Origin of the sequence: Comamonas testosteroni (genome assembly GCF_000761245.1) — a bacterium.
GTDB classification, from domain to species: Bacteria; Pseudomonadota; Gammaproteobacteria; order Burkholderiales; family Burkholderiaceae_C; genus Comamonas; species Comamonas testosteroni_C.
On sequence record NZ_AWOR01000037.1, the window covers coordinates 59,003 to 77,274 of the forward strand.

Below are 18,272 nucleotides of genomic sequence, written 5' to 3' on the forward strand. Positions count from 1 at the left end.
CTTACTGGAGCTTGCTTTGGACCAGTTTTGGTAAGGTGAATAGACTCACTTTGGGTACGCCGAGAGCTGCTTCCAGGATGCTATCGCACAGGATGATGCGTTGAGCTTGAGGATCATGAAGCGCATTCGCCTCGATGTAGGCGTAGACCCTGCGCACCGCCTCAGCATGACTGATTCGTTCGTGACCAATTATGAGAGCGATGGATTGGGACGGTGAAAGCAGTTTTTCTGGCTTTTCTGGTTCTGCTGGAGAGGGCAGCTCATCGTCATCAGCATCCAGGGAACTATCAAGGCTCTCGCATGGCGGATTCCCGCAGCGCTCACACTTTTCCCAGGATTCGCTCGTCGGACTGACGCGAACCCGCCAGTCCATATGACTTTCAAAGCACCCACGGCAGAGGACTGTAGACCAGTGCCATGGGCCATCCAGTGCGCCATCGTCATCGTAGAAATCACAGACTAGGTTGCTCATTTCTTGGCCTTCCTTTTGCGTGGTTCGTATTTGGAGCGTGAACTTGCCCAAAACGGGTCGCGCAGCATTGAAGAGTACAGCTTCGACGCTTCTAAGGTTCGGATTCCTTCACAGACTTTCACAGGAAATCATGAGCTGCATTCCAAATCGAACCTCGCCCAACACTGAAAAGAGGATTGGCGCGAACGGCGGCAAGTACCAGGCACGCTTCAAAAATGCTGATGGTTCTTGGACTCCATGGTGGAACCTTGGCGGGGGATTGAATGCGTCGGATGTCGAGGTGAAGCTGGTGGAAGCTGCTGAGCAGCCGGTGGGGCCAATGTGGAATGCGTTGCTTAACTATGTTCTGGAGAATCAGAGCGAAGATCCCATGGCGCTGCTTCGTTTGTGGCGCGAAGGTTCGTTCGACGTTATTCGCAAAGAGTGGCCGGATGCGCCGAAAGAAATCTACCCAACGGCATAAATTCGTTGGGAGTAGCCGGTCAGGTGTGTGGTCCTGGCTCTTCCGCCGGGAACTCACACCTTTTTGTCAAAAGAACTCTCTAGCTCTCCAAGCTGTCACGAGAGTATTCCGGTTGAACTGACCGTCTGTGCCGGTTGAGGCTGACAAGGCTGCTGGTCGATTCGCTCTTTCCTTTGCTCGCTACGAATGGTCTACACTGCCTCTCTATTTGGAAGAGATTGCATGGCAGATCCTTTTGTTCCGGGTAACTACGTTCATCATGAATGGAATGTGGGACCTTCACGTTTAACAACTACGTCGCCACCATATGTGTTCTATCACTACACAAGAGTTGATCCGAGCACATTCGAATGCAATAAAAATGGAATGCAGACTGTACGACCTAACCCTCTAGGCAGTAGCTGTTCAACTCATTGGTGCTCTGTCAAGATTGGCAGTTACGACACCGAGTCTCTTGTAGATGCTATCGGCTTTGCTCCTGACGCTCCGATTTGGCGCATTGAGCTGCATCTGCTTCAGCAAGAGTTCGTTTATGTTCGACAGGGCTTTCGGCAAAAGCGCAGCGGTGTGATCGATTATGAAATTAAGATGGAAGTGCCACTAACGCGCTGCACCATTGTTGCTATCTAGGACGGCAATGGGTCGATTGCTGCCGGTGGTCTGTGTAAGCAGGCCGATCATCTTGCATCGGAACGATGGTCAATTAGCACCAGCTCCTGCAGTCACGCCCTGGCAATTGGCGCATCCTGGAGATTCGTCGTGTAGTGCGGGGTTCTAAGCTCTTGCCTGCTGTAACTTTTCACGGTGGTGCTCGCTGTGCGCAGGCAATGTCGGCCATAGCGCTCATTGACGGCATCGACGGCCAGCATCAGGGCATGTTCTTTAGACGACAGCGGCCCCTCGTTTGTTACGTCCGCACAATCATCAAACAGCAATTGGCCTTGGGCCATGGCCTCTTCGCGCGAGCTGATGTCCATCAGCATGACGCCTACCTTCACGATGTCATAGCCCGCTTCAAAGATGCTCCGCATTCCAGCTGCTGCGGCAGTACAAAGCTTGCGGGAGTCGTCTGTCGCTCTGGCTAGGGGTACGACGCGGGAGCGTGCGAATCTCGGGCCATCACGGAATGGGCTACTCATCGCAAATACGGAAACTGCCTTGCTCACGGAGCCTTGCTGGCGAAGCTTGCGCGCAGCATTGGATGCGAACAGACTGGCCAGCTGCTGCAACTCGTGGCAGGACTCCACCGGCTTGGCAAGGGAGCGTGAGCACATGATCTGTTGGCGCGTGCTAGAGCCTTCGACATCGATGCAAGCAATGCCATTCAGCTCGCGCACGGTGCGCTCCATATTGACTCCCCACCTTGCACGTACAGTGCCCGCATCCATGTTGGCCAGATCCAATGCCGTGAGAATGCCGCCGTCGATCAGCTGCGCAGAGTAGCGTCGGCCTATACCCCACACCTCGTTGACGGGCGTATTCGCCATGCAGTCCCGCAGTAGGGAGGGCGCACACTGGCCAAGGTTGCATACATGGGCCAGTTCTGCGGGGTAGGTGCCTGGTCTACGAAAAGCTTGCTTGGAAATATGGCTGGCCAGCTTCGCAAGCGTGAGCGTTTTTCCAATGCCCCCACCCATAGGCAAGCCTAGCCATTGGCCAACACGCTCTCGCATGCGCCAGACCCGCTCTGTATGGTCGCCGCGCATGTCACCCAGGTAGCTGAAGGACTCATCGACGGAGTAGGGCTTTGTGTGCTCAGCAAGGCCTGCAAGCAGGCTGTGCATGCGTGTTGAATAGTCGGAATACAGCGTGAAGTTCGCGGACAGCCCCATTAAGCCTTTCAGCTCGCGCAGATCCTTGAGCTTGAACCACGGCTCTCCCATCTTGACCCCCAGGGCACGCGCCAGCTCGGATCGGGCCACAACAGCTCCATCGTTTGCTGAAAGGATCACATAGGGGTGTGAGCGCAGCGCAGGCCGCATGTCCCCCTCTACGGATGCGTAAAAGTTGTGAGCGTCTAAAAGGGCGAACATAGGGCACCTATGAGGGCCGGATATTGAAACCGGGAAGCGCGTGCAAGCCAGTGCGTGCAACGCCGAAGATCTCCAGCGTCTGTCCTTCGCGGGGAACCATCTTTGGGTAGGTGGGGTTCGCGGCTTCGAGGTAGAAGCAGCCGCGCTTTCGGAGGTATTTGATTGTGAAATCCTGGTCCCAGACTGCGACAACGATATGACCCGGTTCCGGGCGTATAGCGCGGTCTACAAGTACATAGTCCTGATCATGCAATCCGGCCAGCACCATCGAGTCACCGGAGACTCGGAAGTAAAACGTCGCCTGGGGATGAGGAATCAGTAGCTTGCTGATATCAATTGGAGACTGGGAAAAGTCCTCGGCAGGGCTAGGAAATCCAGCTCTGACAGCGCCTGAGACGCCGATCAACCAGCATGGTCTGGCGTCGATTGGCAGTGGCTGTAGGGGAAGAGGGTGGGGCTGCATGTCGGTTTTGCGGTGTACTGTATATATATACAGTTTAGCAAAATGCGTGACTCAGCAAAAAGGCCATGGTCACAAGCCAGCTTTGCTGGATGTGAGCATGGCCCGAGTTTTTCGTGCGGCTTGCGGTGGTTCTCAGTGCAGCGTGTAGTCGGTGCTTTGTTGCTCTTGCACCAGGGACCATGCTGCACGGTAGACCGCTTCCTGGGCAACACCGTTTTGGCGCATGGGTTCAGCGGTGGTGGCCACTGCCAGCAATTCGTCGTGCGAGAACTCGCGGCTGACCTGATCTTTCTTGCTGGAATACATAACGGAGATGGCCACGGCAGTCACGCGCTTCAGAGCCAGTGTGAGCTTGTTGTTCATCAGCTCCAGCTGCTGCAGTTGATCGGACTGGTTTTCAAAGACTTGATTCAAGGTCGTTGCGGATTGTTCGTTACGGACCAAGCTGCACAGATCGCTACTGTTGAGTTGACGCAAGGCCAGTTCGAGGGCGGTCAGTTCAGCGGTGGTTTGGTTTTGCATTGTTGAGTACCTGGAAAAGTGTCGTTCTTCGTGGCCCGTATCGGCCTCACATAAACACCATAGCCGGAGCCTCAGGAATGCAAGCTTCTGCCCAAACTGGCCCAATGCGAGTACTGAGCTGTACGGGGTGGCACAGGCATACTTGGCAAATCTAATTTGTTCCTCCTGGGAGCGAAAGGTGAGGTAGCTGGCCTCCACAAACAAACAGCTTCTTATTGGCCGCAAGGTCTTTTTCAAACCCGGATGGGCCTCTGTTGCCCTTGGGCCGGGGTCTGTCCATTTCATACGGAGTGGATATGTCAATACACGTACAACCTCAACCGCTGCAGGCCTGGGCCGTTTCCTTCACCAGTTTGGAAGGGGAGAGTGCCAAGGCTCCAACCAAGGCCAGCTACAAGGGGACCGTGCCACCTTCAAAGGATGGCGTCTATCTTGTCAATGGAAAGTTCTCGCGCTTTCTGAGCGGGTTGTGGCGAGTCCCGAGTTCTGATGTGGCCAAGGCCGCACAAGAGGTTCGGTTTGATGCTTTCTCAAGCCCTGAGTTTCGTTTTGCGCAGCGATATCGCTGGACAGAAATCGAAGAGTGCCTGCTTGCCTGATAAGGCATTCGGCTAGGACACAGGCAATCAATTGCCTTCACCGACTGAGTAGGGGCAACCATCCTTGATTGATCCCTATCCAACCCTTTGAGTCCGCTTAGCGGTCTTTTTCAACCCCATGGGGCGATTCAGCCCCTGTGGGGGAGATCGCCCTGATTTGATTCAGGAGATCAAAATGAAAACGCTAGACCTTTTCCATGAGGCAGCAAGTGATGTCGGGTCCACCACGGCGCTTGTTAGCGTGAGGCTGGAGTCAGCTGAGGATCGCGCTCGTCGTATCGTCTCGGACATTATGAAAGCTCGGCACATCTGTGTCGGTGCGTTCTCTGCAGGTAAAGACAGCTCGGTCCTGGCCAGCGTCATTTTGCTGACGGGTGCCGAGCTGAAAACGCAGGGCTATGAGGTGCCACCCATCGTCATAGTTCACAGTCAGACTGGCATTGAAAACCCAGTGGTTGCAAGGTTGGCGCTGGCAGAGCTTAAAAAGATGGAGCTGTTTGCACAGCGTCATCAGCTCGATCTTCGGGTGTTGCTTGGCTATCCAGATCTGAACGACTCTTTCCCTGTCCGAGTGATTGGCGGGCGGGCGCTACCTGCATTCGCCTCAAGTCGCCCGGATTGCTCAACTGATCTGAAGGTCAAGGTGAACACTAAGCTGCTCAACCAGCTGATGCGCTCAGCACCGAATCTCGGTGATTGGAAAGCACCTGTGGTCATGACTGGTGTGCGCCAGAACGAATCTGCAGCGCGCGATAAGCGTATTGAAGAGCGTCAGGAGTCTGCCGAAGGGATGTGGGTGAATGATCAAGGTCATCTTCGCGCGTCACCAATATTGCTTCACACCGTCGATGACGTTTGGGAGCATCTGGGGATGTGTGCAGCTGGTGTGTATGACAGCTATAGCGATTTCTCCGACACCATGGAGCTTTACAAGGCTGCAGGAGGTTCGTCGTGTGTGATCGTTGCCGACATGAAAATGTCGGGAAGTAGCAAACCGTGCGGAGCGCGCACAGGATGCTGGGCATGCACTCGCATCGGACCGCATGACAGATCAGCAGAGCAGATGATTGATTCTGACTTGGTGCGCTACGGTTTCATGAAACCCTTGAACCGGCTACGCAACTGGATTGCCAACACTCAGTATGACTGGAGCATGCGGCAGTTTGTGGGCCGCTCGATTGCCAGTGATGGCTACATCGAGATCGGCGCAGACACATACTCGCCAGACACCCTGAAAAAGCTCTTGGTCTACACCCTGACTGCCGAAAGAAAGTCCGGTGTGCAGATCATCAGCATTCAACAGCTTTTTGCCATAGATGCTCGTTGGTCTTTGTACGCAATCGCCCCTCCTTTCAGCGCTTTGAAGATCTATCTGGATCTTCAGAACAATGATGGATGGGAGGAAGCGCCGGTAGTACCAGTCTTCCCCAAAACGGACGTACCCAAAGTGGGCCGCATTCATGTGGGCGATGATTGGTACAAGGTCACAGGCATCAAAAGCGCAGTCGGTCTGCGTGATGTGGGCCTGGAGATGTATGCAGACTCGTGCAACGTGGGCCTCAAATCCCTTTCCAACGGTGCATTGGTGTGTGACTACGAAGAGGCGGATGCTTTCTCGGTAGACGCTGTGGGAGCAGCAGACTTTTTGGAGTTCCTGGCCGAAGACTACATTGCGAGCTATTGCGATCCGTCTTGCAGCGACTGGACTTATGGCTTCAAGACCTATTTGCGCATGGGCACAATTTCTCTCGCCACTGGCCAAAGCCGGATGACCGATGAGATCTTGCGTCGCTCGCAATGGCGACAGGAGCATGAACTGCATGGCCAGCGCGCCTGGTTGGACCTGGAGCACAGATGCGACCAGCTCCATACAGCGCAAATTGCCTTGCTGTGACAGCAAAAAGCCCAGCTCGATCCTTACAGGGATTGGCTGGGCTTTTTTTATTCTGGCAATGAGCTACGGTGCTTTGTCGTGACGAAACACCGCCCAGATTGGGCCAATGCGCAGAGGCCGAAGACCATGCGGTAGGGGCATACTGGGCAGATTGATTTTGTTCCTTTCGGAACGAAAACGTGAGGTAGCTGGCCTCCGCAAACAAACAGCTTTTTGGCAGGCCTCGCGGCCTTTTCTAACCCAGATGGGCGACAGCTGCCCTGAAGGGTGCTGCGCGCATCTTCAACCCGCGAAAGAAGATGATCGCCAGTGAGCATTCTTTTCACAAACCACCCGATGAGGGATGGACCCATCAAGCTGTGGAAGCCGTAGCCAAGCCCACCGAGGCCTGGGACGCGTTCCTCGTTTCTCAATGAATAGGCTCCTCAGGAGTCTGACCCAGTAGCGACTGCAAATGTGTAGTCGCTGAATCTGTTCTTTCCCAACTTTCTTCAACCCTATGGGGCGCTGTCTTGCCCTATGGGGCGCGGTGCCCTTTCACTTCCCCACGAAAGGAATCCCATGTCCAAGCACTTCATCAAACAAACGAGCGTCAATGGTGTTGAACTGGTTCTTGAATGCGGTTACGACCGCCCAACGGAATCGTTCTTTGCCAACATCAGCTCTGAGGGTGATGTCTACTACACCTCACTAGCAGAAACTGGGCCGAAAGACTCGGGCTGGTTGCTCACTGTGACTGCGAAGCATGGTCTGGTTCTCCCTCAGAAAATGATGGAGTCCCTGGCCATGGAAGCGATGTTCGGCGGCAGTAATGCTGTCACCGAACATGATGCTTACACACAGACGGAATCCGACAAGCACTTGCTGCTGCTGGGTTTTCGTCAACAGATGCCTTCGATGTTGCCTGTCGATAACCCCGTGTGGGTTTGGTACACCGACAACGACGAAGGATTGGGCCAATATGCTTTGCTGCAAAGCAAGGGCTATCAAGCCTATGTGCCTAGTTTGCTGTGCGATGTCTTGCCCCAAGGGCTTGACTGGCCGGTACCCGATGAACAGGACTTGCTCAAGCACCTTGAAGTGATGCAAGTGCGTCTTTTGAAGGGCGCATATCAGGAGCATCCAGGCGAAAGCGTGAACGCGGTACTGCACCGCATTCTCGGGTTCGTGCCCGCAATACTGACCCTCGAATCCAAGTTGCACGTTCTCTTCTCCGAAGAAGAGTTTGAGAACGAAAGGCAGGGGTTTTGGGAAGGCGATTGCTGGGGGGCTTTCACCACTGCGAAGGTCTACGAGCAGTGCGATGAGCCTGCTAAGGATGGCGAGCACTTCATCTCTGTAAGCAAGGCCTATGACCTGCTGCGCGGTGAGCTGGTCAAGATCCAGACTTCTGGTGTCAAAAGCATCAGCGATGACGATCTCTGCGCCTCATGCGGCCACTGCAACTATTGCCCAGGCGATATGAGCAGTTGCAGCAAGGGCTGGCCTGGATATCAGGATAAGGATGGCTATGTGAAGGTGTGCTTTGCATCTGATGTAGCAGTCTGAAACGAAAGCTTTTTGTTTAACCCGGAAGGGCGTTGTCGCCCTCTGGGCCGCGCCTTTCCAATTTAGGAGATTGGAAATGAACGCATTTAGCAACGAACCCCAAACCATCACTGTGATTGCAAAGCTCATCGTGACAACACCAGCAGGCGCGGCTTTTGAAAATCGCTTCAAGAACCAGGCTGATACGGTGGAATGGATGAAGGCATGTTTGAACTGCAATGCCAACCACGCAAAGGTTGATATTGAGCCACTGTGCGCAAGTGACGACCCCGCTTTTCAAGCGCAGATTTCTGCACTGAAGGAAGTGACCGACACATTGAACACTGGACTGGGATCTGAGGACCAGGAAGAAGACCCCACGCCGGAACAGCTTGCCGCCCTCTCACGCTTTGCGAAGCGTGCTGGCGCTGACTGGAAAGGCCGACTGTCAGCCGCTTGGACTTCGGGAAAGGATGCGACGATGCCCGATGGGCATCTGTTGCGTCAACTTCGCAATCGTCTTGGCCCTGAATGGCTTATGAGCTTTACGCTGCCATAAGGCGGCGGGGTTCATAGGTCAGGAAAGCGAAGATATGTTTAAACCCGGATGGGCCTTGCCCTTCCGGGGCATGCTCATCCTCAAATGGAATCTGGCATGTCTGATATGTCTGTTCAAACGTCAACTGCGGCTGCTCAGTCCCTAGAAATGGTCGTTCAGCGGATTGACGAAATCTCGGCACTGGGCGAAGGGCGAAAGCGTGAGGCTAGCGATAGGTTTGTAGCTCTGCATGGTGGCGCTACCGTCGATTTCCTCACTCAAGAGGAATTGGCTGAGATGCACACCTTGAAAATGAAGCTGCCGACTTTTACCCAACTGCGTCAAGAAGCGAATGAACGCCTGAAAGCCCGCATTGCATCCCGCAAGCGCGGCCCCAAGGCCAACTCTGTTGTTTGACGATATTTAGAAACCCAGACGGGCACATGCAGCCCAAGGGCCTGTGTCTGTCTCTACCAATAGGAGATAGAAATGAACCAAAAAGTCTTCACCGTGGACGAATACCATGACTTGCTTGGACAGACTGAGCGACCAATTTTTGATGTGACTGTGTCAGGATTTATCGTGCCAGCTCATCCTGAGCTTGGTGCATTCCAACGTAGCTACAAAGATGCGGTCTGTGCTCTGGCCAAGTGCCGTGGCATCAGTCTTTCAGACATACAGACCAGTAGCACTATCAAGGTTGTTGTTGCATGCAGAAATGCAAGTGGCAGTAGCGATATGCCCGTCTTTGATGTTGCTGCAACCCAAGATCAAATTGACCTTGGCGAGCATTACGATCTGGCTGAAAAGATGGCCTCCGAGGCGGGGTATGAAGCACCGTTTGTGTGCTTTGATCCCCAGGAGGTTCCGGCATTGAAACGTGCTCTTGAGGCGTATGGAAACCACGCTGAAAAAGCTCATGATGACGTAACCTCAGGTATGTAATTGCGACTCCTAACAAGCCCAGCTCAATCGTCGGATTGACTGGGCTTTTTTCATTGGTGCTCTGGGCTGCACATTCCTTGGGTGTCACGCGACCACGGAAAGATGGGCAACACGTAGTTGCTCAAGTGACCGCTCAGGTGGTTAGCACGAAATCCCACTTCAAGCCTTGCTTCAGAGCTTCTTCCCCCGCCCGAGCGAACTGCTTACGCAACCGTTGCTTTTCTCGTCCAGACATTGGACGTGAATCATGAATTGCAGCAGCCAAGTCGGAGTACGAAAGATGGGCCACGCCGTCTGCAGATTTGGCAGCAGCAGATTTGACCATCTGCATCAGCGCGACCGTGGGGAGAGAGGGAAGATCCTCGTCCTCGGTTTCCGTCGCAAGCAGCAACTTCGGATCTAGGAGCTGATTCGCAACGCTTGGTTCGTCATGTGTTGTAGAAGGTCGCGCATCCTTCAAGGTGCGTTGTGCATGAGCGTAGTTGGCGAAACCCGCGCGCATTGCAGCCTGGTCAAGCGCAGCGAAGTGCTTGATCCCGGCGTCTTTCTTGATAGCTTTTGCGAGGCGCTTGATGCTTTCAAGCGTATTGAGCGATGTGGTCTCAGTGGGCATGGAACTCTCCTGTTTGAGGGAAAGAATCGTCTCTCGACCACCGTTCTTCAAACACGAAAGTGCCTGCGGACTTGAGGGCAGTGCTGGGTGGCTTTGCAGTGTCGAGAGGCGGGTTCCTGCCAGAACCGCTGACCCGGATTATCCTCGGATTTCTAACCATAGCGCTACTGGCCTGGATTTCAAGCTTCCTTGCATGGCAGGACACTTACGCAAAGAACGCTTCAACTCGATGGCCTAAGCTTCTGGTTCAGGTAGTGAAACATCGTTCGGACGGCGTTAACGACCAAAGCAGCCTCCGGCGTACCGACAATGCTCTCGTTGGGGTGAGCGATGCTGCCGTGGTTACGCAGGGTATTGATGGCATCGAGAACGGCTGCGAAGGGGGCCAAAATTTTCCCTATATCACCATCGTGATTCCCGAGTGATTGCAGCGCAGGATGTTGCGCACGCAATGCCTTGTAGGCCACGGTCAAGGTTGCACCGTCTGGGAGTTCGATTCCGCTTTCTTGGCACATGGTTTTTAGGTATCCATGCATAGCGGTATGGAGACGGTCAATAGTGCTAGGTGCCCCAGAGGTTGCAAGCAAATTATCCGCATCGGCCAAAGCAAGACGAACAGCCTCTGATGCAGAAATATGTTGCGCCACGGGGGGAACATGCCCTGCTTGGTAGCCCATCGAGATCAGCTTTCCCGGTTGATCTCGCTCCAGGTGGGGACGAATTTTTGGATGTTGGATAACCGCAACCAAGGCTTGAATGTCCTGCCGTGAAAAATGCTCAAGCACCGCAAATACATGATTGCTGTAGTCAGCATCATTCCAGGACAGACTACGCAGAAGGCGCGGATGCTTGGTGATGTAGTCCTGAAGCCCCGTCTCATAGCCAATCTCACGCCAATCGGCTGCAGTAAATTCGGTCAATATTGCCCGCTGCATTGCAAGCAGCAATGGGCCACGCCAGGCCGAATCTTCTAACAAATCATGGTTCATATCGCCTCCCTGAAAGGAGCAATCTAACCTAGAGTGGTGCTCAATGAGAGCCTAGTCTTAAGCTCGATGCGTGGAGGCGCAGTCATCTAGAATGAATTCATAGAGGTACACATACTGGGAGGATGTGTGAAACATGCACTATTGACCATCATAGGGGTCCTGCTAACTGCTAACGCAAGCGCAAGCTCTCCAGACAGTGTTCTGATCGTGTGCGACAAAGTTTCTGACGCGAATCTTGGAAAACTCGATTTGTACAAAAAGCCTCCCAAGAATGAAGACGAGCACATTTTGAACATCATTTCGGGTGACGGGATAGCGTCGCTACTTGTAGAGAAGCCGAAGCGCATCACTCTCGTATTGAAAGAGTCCGTCAATAGAATTGAAAACACGGACGGGACGACTCAATTTGGCGGGGCAACTATTGAGTTCAATAGCCACCATGTCAAAGCTGTAGGCAAAGGCCAGGTTCTGAACATAAACAGAGTCACCGGAGCAATGACCCATACATTCATCTTGTCGGACGAAACAATTGCCTCGTGGAAAAGCAAGCATGGAGGCACACTCCCAAAGGCTGGGACTTGGCGCTATCAATGCCAAAAATCAGCTCCTGCTTTTTAGAGTGAGCGCACTCTAAGAATAGAGGATCTGTAGTCAGGTGCAGTGCCTAACAAAAAGATCAACTTGATCGGTGAGCACTTCAACAGGCATCTGTGTAGCGCCAGCGAACTCCATGTAAGCTGATCGGTGTCGTCCATTGGTGAATGAGACGACTGCATGAATGCTTGGTGGCACCAAGCCAAACCAGCGCTTGACTTGTACTTCTTCGATGGAGGCACGAGGCATCACGGGTACGCCTACACCAGATGGGTCCAGGTGAGAATATAAGCCCTCACGCTTTTCGTCACTCCACAACTGGATTTCTGGAATCCGCAACTGATTGCCGTTGCGTACGCAAGCCATGAACTTCGCTACGTCAACAACTACAACGGAATACCACGAATGGTCTGGGAGGGTGCGCTGCAGGAAGATCTGAGAGTAGGGCGCATGTGTATGGGCAAGCTGGACAGTCCACTGTTGAGGAGTTGAAACCATTGAAGATTTTTCGGTTGCAGGAGCCGCGAAGGCTCTGATGAAGATGAAAACCTATCAATGCTGCAAGTGTGTTTCCGGGACCTCTATACCCTTTGACGGGCGCTTGATCAGCCTTCCTACAGAGGCTTGCTGAGGGAGGCACCGGAAGGGGTCAGACTTTCTGAAAATACTTGTTAGCACTCAAGTCAACCAAGACTCGGCCATGGAGAACCCGATTCGGAATTCTGAAGGAGAACGTCATGGAGTCACGCTCCAGCCCGTGTCTCTTAGCAAAAATTTCTGCAGCCCCTTGAGCTAGGATCGAACCAGAGCCTTTGAGGATGAAAGTGTCTTCTCCTATGGACGTTGTTGTGATAACCCCGTCGCCGTCTCTTTCTCGAAAAATCGCCATTTCTATTCCGGTAAATGTGAAGGTCAGAGCATAAGAGTTTAGTCAGTTGCAGCATTGAATTTTCATGGCACACCAGGCCAACAACGGAAAGATATGCACCAGCTGGGCCAGCAGCTGCCTGCGGCTAGATCCGAGTGCACCTGACTGGCACCGAGGAACTGCAGGGCCATCTGGCGACCCTGCAGCAGCTGATCGACGACCGACCATGAAACCCCCGGCCATAGACAGTGCCGAGCACTAAGCGCTGCCGCGAGGCGCTACCCACTAGGCCAGATCCTGACCACGGCGGCGACCGCAAGACCACGCCAAAAGGTTGTTGGTCAACTTTCCGCTAAAGCGCAGGAGTGCTCATAAGAAAGAGAGTGATGGCCAACAGAAAGTAGATGAGATATTTAGGCAAAGGAAGCTCCGTGTTTACTGTGAGCACCATTGCCCACAACACGTAAAGCGCGCGCTTTTATCCATGACGGCATACTTCGCCAAGTTTCCTCGCGCTGCAGCGCCGACCTCGGAAAGATCAAAAAAGTAGGGTCGAAAAAAAAGCTGTCCTGGGACAGCTTTTGGGGTTTAAAGGGAAGTAGGTTCAGGTGTGCACCGGGTCTTCATGCCCCACCAGGACTTCCGCTGGGATGCCCAACGTCATCAAGCGACGGATCATGGCCAGCGAGAGCTGGCGAGTACCGTTGAGCACTTCATACACGCGGTTAGGAGAGCCAATGTAGGGCTTCATATCGGCCACGGTCAGCCCACCTTGTTCCATGCAGAATCTAATGGCTTCAATCGGGGTAGGTGCTGCAATGGGGAACTTCTTTTCCTCGTATGCTTCGACCAGCAGGCCCAGCACCTCCAGGCGCTCGCCTTCGGGCGAGTCGGCATCGGGGTCAAGGTCAATGAGTGCCGAGACTTCAGCCAGCATGGCCTTGTAATCGGCTTCGCAGCGGATAGGGCGGATTTGCATGGTGGCTCCTTTCATTTCGAATTATCGACCGTTGCAGCGTCGATTGCGTCATATTGCTTGTGCGTGCCTACGAATTTCACGTAGGCCCATTGCATCTTGTATGCGATGGCGACAATGAGGCGATAGTCGTTGCCTTTGATGTTGAAGACCACACGGTTGTTGCCAACGATGCTGGCATTGCCAAATGCGGCTTTCACATCTGCAGGCGAGCGCCATTGCGCTTTTGTCGCCACTTCGAACCACGCTTCTATTGCATCACGGGAATCGGCATATCTAGGTTGGCTGTAGAAGGCGGTCAAGATAGCCCGTGAAACAATGTGCATGCGTCCATGATAGTCCCAATTTGGGACTACCGCCAGTTCTTCAAGACAATCCCTCACTCTTCAGATGGATTGCGTTTTTGCATACGAAAACGCACGATATCCATCCGCACGCGTGAATACATTGGATGACCTGACCAAGGAAAGATGGCTAGGCCAGGACGAAGCACAGCAGTGCGGACGCTGCAATGACGGCTGCAGCGGCTCCTGCGGTCGTGAGCACCAGGGCGGTGATGTGGGCGAGGAATAGGGCGGTATTGCGCATGAGAAGGCTCCTGAGAACATGCGCAGACAACGTGTCTGCCCTACGTATAGGTGAAACTTTTATCCATGCGAAGACCTTCCCAAAAAAGGCGTTGTGACGCGGGCAGTTTTGGCAGCGCGGCCCCTGCGTGCCTTGGTTGCGCACTTTCCTTGATGTGGCCCAGGCGCAGGGCTGCAGACCGCCAAGACCTGGATAGCTCGGGTAATATCTTGGGAATTCGCAACTTCAATGAATTGCTAGATGGCTAAACCCCAGGTCGTGAGCGACCGAGACTTTGAGCACATGCTGAAAGCGACAGTGGCATACAGCCGTGTGCCAACGCGCGACAAGGCGCTGCTGCTGACGTTGTACGGCACCGCCTTGGGTGTCACTGAGCTGGCCTGCTTGACCGTGGCCGATTACCTCAATGCGGACGGAACTGTGCGCGAGAAAAGCCGGGTGCGCGAAGAAGTAGCCCACAACGGCGTGCCGCGCCCACTGTATTGGACAAATCACCGCGTATGCGACGCCTTGGACGAGTACCTTGCTTGGCGGAAGTCAAATAAGCAAGGGGTCACAGTCAAACATGGCGCATATCGCGCCCTAGACCCCGCCAGTGCGATTTTTTTGACTGAGGCAGGGTCAGCCTATGGACTGACAGAAAAAGCGCTGCCATCTGGCGCTGTGAGCTATTCGTGCAACGCGTTGGGCGCGTATATCAGCAGGCTGCATGCACATGCGGGCATCGAGGGAGGGTCAGCCCAATCTGCGCGCCGCACTTTTGCTACGAAGCTGTACCGTAGGGGCTACGACTACCGGCATCTTGCCGAAATTTTGGGAGTACAGAGCGTGACCACAGTAAAGCGGCTTGTGGAGGCAGATCCAGTCGACTTGATCGGCATCGTTGCGGGAGCAGTGTAATGACAGCACCAATGTACCCAAAGGGCGACCTTCGCCGCATGCTGGTAGTGCTGGGGGCAATAGATGCGGGCAGCAACACGCTTGTTCAGATCGCTGCAGCGACAGGCTTGGACAAAAAAACGATTACCGCCTTGTTAGAGCAGGCTGTAGAGCAAGCTCGTGTGAATTTGAAGAAGGATGGAGCGGTTTACGTCATTGAGGACTGGGGGCCAGTTCTAAGAAAGGAGGGAGCAACAAAGGCCTTGACAGGTGCGTTAAATGCACCAAAATGGAGTTTCCTAGCATCTCAGAAAGTGAAAACCATGGCCGAGCAAAACTTGTTCGAATCTTGTCCAGAATGTGGCGAGTCGAAACGCCTTTCTTCTGAACTCCACCCCGGAACATCGTTTGTAATCTGTGATGCGTGCGGCTTTAAGGGGCCTGAACTCTTGCCCAAGGCTGACTCTGACGGGAAGCATCGCCCAGCAGCGGTATGGGAGGCATGGAACACACACGCGAAGGCGCTGAAGGCCGCAAGAGCCAAGGGCTCGAATATTCCTGCACCCAGCATTGATTGAGTGATAGGAAACCCAGACATGACACAGACGAACGAACAACCAGTGATTGACATGGCCGAAGTGCTGAAAAAGCGCGTGAGCGATCGTCAGCCGCTCTATGTGGCGGGAACGCTGGATAAGGCCGCTGCCAAGCTGCATGTAGCCACAGTCGATGAAATTCTGCAGAGCACCGGCAAGCCTCTGACTGTTGTGCATCTGCCCAACTGATTGCATAGGAAAACACATGGCTCAGTCGCTAACAGATGCCTGCCGTCAGCTTGCTAGGACAACAACAGGAAGTGCCTCCACCGACCTTGTTGAGACTGTTGCGGCATCCTTTGAGAAATGTGCCCGCTGCTACGAGCGAAGGATCGCCGCAGCTGGTCAAACAGACGACGTGTTGGTGGCGTCGGTCAATTACATCAATGAGGTATTGGCATGGAGCGAGGTCGGGGCCGATGTTCGATGGTTTGATGTGACTCTGGAAGCTGTGCTTGAAATCATCATCCCATCACGGGCAAGTGGCCCTGCCGCGATTCGATTCAGGAGCATGGCCCTGTCGATGCTGGCCAACTCGCAGAAGTGAGCGAAAGACCGAACACATCATGAAGGCAGTACGCATTGAATCCAACGGCGATGGCGTCTACACAGCCTGGATCTTCAGCACCGTCTATACGGGTAGTTACGAGGCGTGCAAACGCTGGCTGGCTGGTCACGGCGAATAGGTTTGACGATCAAGGAAGTCATATGTCCGATTCAACTTCACAGGCTGGCTACATCTACATTTTTCGGAATGACAGGTTGCACAACGAGATCAAAGTTGGGCTTAGCAAAAATCCGTTTAAGAGAGTGATGCAGCTCCACACGACGGCTACTGCAACTCCCATGAATATCAGCGCAATTTGGTGGGTTCACGATATGCGTAGAGCCGAGCGCATCGCCCACAACCGACTTGCAGATCACCGGATAAATCGTAGACGTGAGTTTTTCCTGATTGCTCCGCCAGAAGACTTCGACGAGTTTGAGCGTATGTGCTATGACACAACAACCATCTGCCTTGAAGTCCTTGAGGAATTCATCGAGGGAGACTGGGCCAGTGCCGGTATCGGATTTTTAAAAATGGACATGCGCAAACTGTATGAAGCCCATCAACGAGGCGATGACATTAGCGCCTAGATATTCGAGGAAACCAACATGGCAGACACTGTGCATCTCCCCCGCAGGCCTGAGCGCTTCGCATCTGGTACTGATCTGGAGATGGGTACTTACAACGTGCTGCAGACCGGCGATGCTTTCACGATACGCCGGACTATCGGGGCGGCATTCTGGTATCCATTGACCAGTCGTGAAAATCCAGCGTGGCTTACTTGGCCGTCATACGCCAGCGCGTATGAGCAGATAGAGAACAACGAAGACCTTTGCGACTACCCATTCTGGGGTCGCTGAGTCTGCAAGGAAAACATGGCAACGCAAAGCCTTGGGTCTTTGCACTGCAGATTTGAAAGCTTCCACGGAGGAACCAAGATGAAGACGATTAAGGCGAAGACAGACGCAGAATTTACGTCCCTCGTGGAGGCCGCAGTATTGCTGGCAGAAAGTCCTCTGAAGCGTGAACGCGGCGATCAGAAATTTGAAGCGATAGCCTTTGAACGGTGGTCTTGTGATCCCGAGGCTCGCAGCCTGAGTTTCGAAGCCAATCAGCATGCATTGGAGGCTGTCGGTGTGGGCATTCCAAACACAGCCACCGATGTGATCGAGCTTGCGAACTTCTTAGGACTGTGACCAAGGAAAACACCATGGCGACAAAATTCGGCGCATGGGTTGTCTTCATCTTGAGCGGGGCCGTTCTGTTCGCTGGAGTTGGCCCAGCTCCTGCGGAAATCAATCGCGCAATTTGCGTGGTCGCTTCGATGGTCAGCTTCATCATTGGATTCAATCAAGCGAGGAATGCGGCCCCGTCTTGCTTGCTGTCGTTCCTGGTGAGCGCTTCCGGCCTGGTTGTCGCATTTACTCAGTTAAACGGATAGATCAAGGAAAGCCATGAAAGTCTCTAGCCGAAAAGGAAAGATACGCCCCACAGAGAAGCGAGGCGCTGAGGCCCCTCTGATCGTGGATGAGTACCAATATCTGATAGGGCAAGAACCGCTGAAGTCAATGCACCTGAACTACCTTCGGCCTAGATTTGGCGCTGCCAAGTACGTTGTGACCCAAGCAGTTGCAAGGGGTAAGCGTGGCAAGTTAGTCATGATCGGAATGACCCGTGATGTTGTGACTGGTGAGCCATTCCCGGCACCACCCCAGAAATTTTTGCCTGCACAGGTAGTGCGTCGGCAAAGCAGCCGATAACCACCGCACCAGATAGGAAAACATCAATCTCATGATTGCAGCACTAAAAGCCGATTTGGCAACGCTGGGCACTCAAGTGAAAGTCACAGCAGGTGCCAGAGAAGAGAGCTTGACGATTGATCTTCCAGGCGGAAAGTGGATCACGATTAAGCGCTCCCCACTTGCAAAGTATCGGAATGGCGATTCGTTCGATGTTTGGATGCCGCCCTCTAAGCCGGGGATGGGCGGTGATGTAGCGCCAAGTAAGTCGGCGCGTGAAGTGTTTGAGCTGGTGCAGCGCTATGTGGCTGCATCCATCAGTGCTTAATCAAGGAAACCAGCGGGCGATGTGACGCGGGCAATCTCAGATCAAATCGAGGCACAGGCACAAGCTTGGTTGACAGGTGCGGTTGCGAGCCGTTAAGGA

The 18,272-nt window shown here is 53.7% G+C and carries 26 protein-coding genes; 17 read left to right on the forward strand and 9 right to left on the reverse strand.

What is annotated here, in order from left to right:
- Position 1: 1 nt before the first annotated feature.
- Positions 2 to 472 (reverse strand): SWIB/MDM2 domain-containing protein, encoded by a 471-nt coding sequence (locus P353_RS07855; protein ID WP_157839543.1) that lies wholly within the window; start codon positions 470 to 472, stop codon positions 2 to 4.
- Between the two features lie 130 nt (positions 473 to 602).
- Between P353_RS07855 and P353_RS07860 the strand changes: the two genes are divergently transcribed.
- Entirely contained in the window at positions 603 to 935 is a 333-nt protein-coding gene (locus tag P353_RS07860; RefSeq protein ID WP_034367562.1) for a hypothetical protein, read from the forward strand.
- Positions 936 to 1,157: 222 nt separating this feature from the next.
- Complete coding sequence (locus tag P353_RS29085; protein WP_157839544.1) at positions 1,158 to 1,565, forward strand: hypothetical protein; 408 nt, start codon at positions 1,158 to 1,160, stop codon at positions 1,563 to 1,565.
- Positions 1,566 to 1,657: 92 nt separating this feature from the next.
- Here the strand turns inward: P353_RS29085 and P353_RS07865 are convergent, their stop codons facing one another.
- The 3 genes from P353_RS07865 to P353_RS07875 all read right to left on the reverse strand — a co-directional run bounded on the left by P353_RS07865 (position 1,658) and on the right by P353_RS07875 (position 3,953).
- The gene (locus tag P353_RS07865) at positions 1,658 to 2,968 is read right to left on the reverse strand and encodes a Y-family DNA polymerase (RefSeq protein WP_034367564.1); all 1,311 of its coding nucleotides are present in this window, start codon (positions 2,966 to 2,968) and stop codon (positions 1,658 to 1,660) included.
- Between the two features lie 7 nt (positions 2,969 to 2,975).
- Positions 2,976 to 3,431, reverse strand: coding sequence for a LexA family protein (locus tag P353_RS27965; RefSeq protein ID WP_080750476.1), 456 nt, complete (start codon positions 3,429 to 3,431; stop codon positions 2,976 to 2,978).
- A 132-nt stretch (positions 3,432 to 3,563) separates the two neighbouring features.
- Positions 3,564 to 3,953 carry a hypothetical protein gene (locus tag P353_RS07875; RefSeq protein ID WP_034367569.1) on the reverse strand — a complete coding sequence of 130 codons (390 nt, stop codon included), beginning with the start codon at positions 3,951 to 3,953 and terminating at the stop codon, positions 3,564 to 3,566.
- Between the two features lie 296 nt (positions 3,954 to 4,249).
- On the opposite strand from P353_RS07875, the gene P353_RS07880 reads away from it, so the two are divergent.
- From P353_RS07880 to P353_RS27495, 6 genes are all read left to right on the forward strand, one after another.
- Positions 4,250 to 4,552 carry a hypothetical protein gene (locus tag P353_RS07880; RefSeq protein ID WP_034367572.1) on the forward strand — a complete coding sequence of 101 codons (303 nt, stop codon included), beginning with the start codon at positions 4,250 to 4,252 and terminating at the stop codon, positions 4,550 to 4,552.
- A 175-nt stretch (positions 4,553 to 4,727) separates the two neighbouring features.
- Entirely contained in the window at positions 4,728 to 6,446 is a 1,719-nt protein-coding gene (locus tag P353_RS07885) for a hypothetical protein (RefSeq protein WP_157839545.1), read from the forward strand.
- Between the two features lie 561 nt (positions 6,447 to 7,007).
- Positions 7,008 to 7,994, forward strand: a complete 987-nt coding sequence (locus P353_RS07890) for a hypothetical protein (RefSeq protein ID WP_034367578.1) — start codon at positions 7,008 to 7,010, stop codon at positions 7,992 to 7,994.
- 76 nt (positions 7,995 to 8,070) lie between these two features.
- Positions 8,071 to 8,532 carry a hypothetical protein gene (locus P353_RS27490; protein ID WP_052084781.1) on the forward strand — a complete coding sequence of 154 codons (462 nt, stop codon included), beginning with the start codon at positions 8,071 to 8,073 and terminating at the stop codon, positions 8,530 to 8,532.
- 96 nt (positions 8,533 to 8,628) lie between these two features.
- A complete protein-coding gene (locus P353_RS07900) occupies positions 8,629 to 8,928 on the forward strand; it encodes a hypothetical protein (RefSeq protein WP_157839546.1) in 300 nt (99 codons plus the stop codon).
- Between the two features lie 72 nt (positions 8,929 to 9,000).
- Complete coding sequence (locus P353_RS27495) at positions 9,001 to 9,456, forward strand: hypothetical protein (RefSeq protein ID WP_052084782.1); 456 nt, start codon at positions 9,001 to 9,003, stop codon at positions 9,454 to 9,456.
- 133 nt (positions 9,457 to 9,589) lie between these two features.
- Here P353_RS27495 and P353_RS07910 read toward each other — a convergent pair whose 3' ends face one another.
- Together P353_RS07910 and P353_RS07915 are read right to left on the reverse strand one after the other, a co-directional pair.
- Positions 9,590 to 10,069 (reverse strand): hypothetical protein, encoded by a 480-nt coding sequence (locus P353_RS07910; protein ID WP_034367583.1) that lies wholly within the window; start codon positions 10,067 to 10,069, stop codon positions 9,590 to 9,592.
- A gap of 221 nt (positions 10,070 to 10,290) precedes the next feature.
- On the reverse strand, positions 10,291 to 11,058 hold the full coding sequence (locus P353_RS07915) for an abortive infection family protein (RefSeq protein ID WP_034367584.1): 768 nt from the start codon (positions 11,056 to 11,058) through the stop codon (positions 10,291 to 10,293).
- A 126-nt stretch (positions 11,059 to 11,184) separates the two neighbouring features.
- Between P353_RS07915 and P353_RS07920 the strand changes: the two genes are divergently transcribed.
- Entirely contained in the window at positions 11,185 to 11,676 is a 492-nt protein-coding gene (locus P353_RS07920; protein ID WP_157839547.1) for a hypothetical protein, read from the forward strand.
- 33 nt (positions 11,677 to 11,709) lie between these two features.
- Here P353_RS07920 and P353_RS29090 read toward each other — a convergent pair whose 3' ends face one another.
- The 3 genes from P353_RS29090 to P353_RS07935 form a co-directional block, all read right to left on the reverse strand.
- Positions 11,710 to 12,150, reverse strand: coding sequence for a plasmid fertility inhibition factor family protein (locus tag P353_RS29090; protein WP_157839548.1), 441 nt, complete (start codon positions 12,148 to 12,150; stop codon positions 11,710 to 11,712).
- Between the two features lie 974 nt (positions 12,151 to 13,124).
- Complete coding sequence (locus P353_RS07930; protein WP_034367852.1) at positions 13,125 to 13,499, reverse strand: helix-turn-helix domain-containing protein; 375 nt, start codon at positions 13,497 to 13,499, stop codon at positions 13,125 to 13,127.
- Positions 13,500 to 13,510: 11 nt separating this feature from the next.
- Complete coding sequence (locus P353_RS07935; protein WP_034367592.1) at positions 13,511 to 13,822, reverse strand: type II toxin-antitoxin system HigB family toxin; 312 nt, start codon at positions 13,820 to 13,822, stop codon at positions 13,511 to 13,513.
- Positions 13,823 to 14,324: 502 nt separating this feature from the next.
- On the opposite strand from P353_RS07935, the gene P353_RS07945 reads away from it, so the two are divergent.
- From P353_RS07945 to P353_RS07990, 8 genes are all read left to right on the forward strand, one after another.
- A complete protein-coding gene (locus P353_RS07945; protein WP_034367598.1) occupies positions 14,325 to 14,984 on the forward strand; it encodes a site-specific integrase in 660 nt (219 codons plus the stop codon).
- Positions 14,984 to 15,541 (forward strand): hypothetical protein, encoded by a 558-nt coding sequence (locus P353_RS29505; RefSeq protein WP_198529038.1) that lies wholly within the window; start codon positions 14,984 to 14,986, stop codon positions 15,539 to 15,541. The genes P353_RS07945 and P353_RS29505 overlap by 1 nt, the downstream gene beginning before the upstream one ends.
- Positions 15,542 to 15,559: 18 nt before the next feature.
- On the forward strand, positions 15,560 to 15,748 hold the full coding sequence (locus P353_RS07955; RefSeq protein ID WP_034367601.1) for a hypothetical protein: 189 nt from the start codon (positions 15,560 to 15,562) through the stop codon (positions 15,746 to 15,748).
- 16 nt (positions 15,749 to 15,764) lie between these two features.
- Positions 15,765 to 16,106: a hypothetical protein gene (locus P353_RS07960; RefSeq protein ID WP_034367604.1), complete on the forward strand. Its 342-nt coding sequence runs from the start codon at positions 15,765 to 15,767 to the stop codon at positions 16,104 to 16,106.
- Between the two features lie 161 nt (positions 16,107 to 16,267).
- Positions 16,268 to 16,696, forward strand: a complete 429-nt coding sequence (locus P353_RS27500; protein ID WP_052084783.1) for a GIY-YIG nuclease family protein — start codon at positions 16,268 to 16,270, stop codon at positions 16,694 to 16,696.
- Between the two features lie 348 nt (positions 16,697 to 17,044).
- Complete coding sequence (locus tag P353_RS07975; protein WP_034367610.1) at positions 17,045 to 17,302, forward strand: hypothetical protein; 258 nt, start codon at positions 17,045 to 17,047, stop codon at positions 17,300 to 17,302.
- Between the two features lie 14 nt (positions 17,303 to 17,316).
- Entirely contained in the window at positions 17,317 to 17,547 is a 231-nt protein-coding gene (locus tag P353_RS07980; RefSeq protein WP_034367612.1) for a hypothetical protein, read from the forward strand.
- Between the two features lie 350 nt (positions 17,548 to 17,897).
- Positions 17,898 to 18,173 (forward strand): hypothetical protein, encoded by a 276-nt coding sequence (locus P353_RS07990; RefSeq protein ID WP_034367616.1) that lies wholly within the window; start codon positions 17,898 to 17,900, stop codon positions 18,171 to 18,173.
- Positions 18,174 to 18,272: the final 99 nt, after the last annotated feature.

What these genes read in the sequence shown, in the direction of transcription:
- P353_RS07865 (WP_034367564.1), bottom strand. Translation starts at nt 2,968, where the DNA reads ATGTTCGCCCTTTTAGACGCTCACAACTTTTACGCATCCGTAGAGGGG.
- P353_RS07955 (WP_034367601.1), top strand. Translation starts at nt 15,560, where the DNA reads ATGACACAGACGAACGAACAACCAGTGATTGACATGGCCGAAGTGCTG.
- P353_RS29505 (WP_198529038.1), top strand. Translation starts at nt 14,984, where the DNA reads ATGACAGCACCAATGTACCCAAAGGGCGACCTTCGCCGCATGCTGGTA.
- P353_RS27965 (WP_080750476.1), bottom strand. Translation starts at nt 3,431, where the DNA reads ATGCAGCCCCACCCTCTTCCCCTACAGCCACTGCCAATCGACGCCAGA.
- P353_RS07900 (WP_157839546.1), top strand. Translation starts at nt 8,629, where the DNA reads ATGTCTGATATGTCTGTTCAAACGTCAACTGCGGCTGCTCAGTCCCTA.
- P353_RS07930 (WP_034367852.1), bottom strand. Translation starts at nt 13,499, where the DNA reads ATGCAAATCCGCCCTATCCGCTGCGAAGCCGATTACAAGGCCATGCTG.
- P353_RS07915 (WP_034367584.1), bottom strand. Translation starts at nt 11,058, where the DNA reads ATGAACCATGATTTGTTAGAAGATTCGGCCTGGCGTGGCCCATTGCTG.
- P353_RS07990 (WP_034367616.1), top strand. Translation starts at nt 17,898, where the DNA reads ATGATTGCAGCACTAAAAGCCGATTTGGCAACGCTGGGCACTCAAGTG.
- P353_RS07885 (WP_157839545.1), top strand. Translation starts at nt 4,728, where the DNA reads ATGAAAACGCTAGACCTTTTCCATGAGGCAGCAAGTGATGTCGGGTCC.
- P353_RS29090 (WP_157839548.1), bottom strand. Translation starts at nt 12,150, where the DNA reads ATGGTTTCAACTCCTCAACAGTGGACTGTCCAGCTTGCCCATACACAT.
- P353_RS07875 (WP_034367569.1), bottom strand. Translation starts at nt 3,953, where the DNA reads ATGCAAAACCAAACCACCGCTGAACTGACCGCCCTCGAACTGGCCTTG.
- P353_RS07880 (WP_034367572.1), top strand. Translation starts at nt 4,250, where the DNA reads ATGTCAATACACGTACAACCTCAACCGCTGCAGGCCTGGGCCGTTTCC.
- P353_RS07855 (WP_157839543.1), bottom strand. Translation starts at nt 472, where the DNA reads ATGAGCAACCTAGTCTGTGATTTCTACGATGACGATGGCGCACTGGAT.
- P353_RS07935 (WP_034367592.1), bottom strand. Translation starts at nt 13,822, where the DNA reads ATGCACATTGTTTCACGGGCTATCTTGACCGCCTTCTACAGCCAACCT.
- P353_RS29085 (WP_157839544.1), top strand. Translation starts at nt 1,158, where the DNA reads ATGGCAGATCCTTTTGTTCCGGGTAACTACGTTCATCATGAATGGAAT.
- P353_RS07960 (WP_034367604.1), top strand. Translation starts at nt 15,765, where the DNA reads ATGGCTCAGTCGCTAACAGATGCCTGCCGTCAGCTTGCTAGGACAACA.
- P353_RS07910 (WP_034367583.1), bottom strand. Translation starts at nt 10,069, where the DNA reads ATGCCCACTGAGACCACATCGCTCAATACGCTTGAAAGCATCAAGCGC.
- P353_RS27490 (WP_052084781.1), top strand. Translation starts at nt 8,071, where the DNA reads ATGAACGCATTTAGCAACGAACCCCAAACCATCACTGTGATTGCAAAG.
- P353_RS27500 (WP_052084783.1), top strand. Translation starts at nt 16,268, where the DNA reads ATGTCCGATTCAACTTCACAGGCTGGCTACATCTACATTTTTCGGAAT.
- P353_RS07860 (WP_034367562.1), top strand. Translation starts at nt 603, where the DNA reads ATGAGCTGCATTCCAAATCGAACCTCGCCCAACACTGAAAAGAGGATT.
- P353_RS07980 (WP_034367612.1), top strand. Translation starts at nt 17,317, where the DNA reads ATGGCGACAAAATTCGGCGCATGGGTTGTCTTCATCTTGAGCGGGGCC.
- P353_RS27495 (WP_052084782.1), top strand. Translation starts at nt 9,001, where the DNA reads ATGAACCAAAAAGTCTTCACCGTGGACGAATACCATGACTTGCTTGGA.
- P353_RS07945 (WP_034367598.1), top strand. Translation starts at nt 14,325, where the DNA reads ATGGCTAAACCCCAGGTCGTGAGCGACCGAGACTTTGAGCACATGCTG.
- P353_RS07890 (WP_034367578.1), top strand. Translation starts at nt 7,008, where the DNA reads ATGTCCAAGCACTTCATCAAACAAACGAGCGTCAATGGTGTTGAACTG.
- P353_RS07975 (WP_034367610.1), top strand. Translation starts at nt 17,045, where the DNA reads ATGAAGACGATTAAGGCGAAGACAGACGCAGAATTTACGTCCCTCGTG.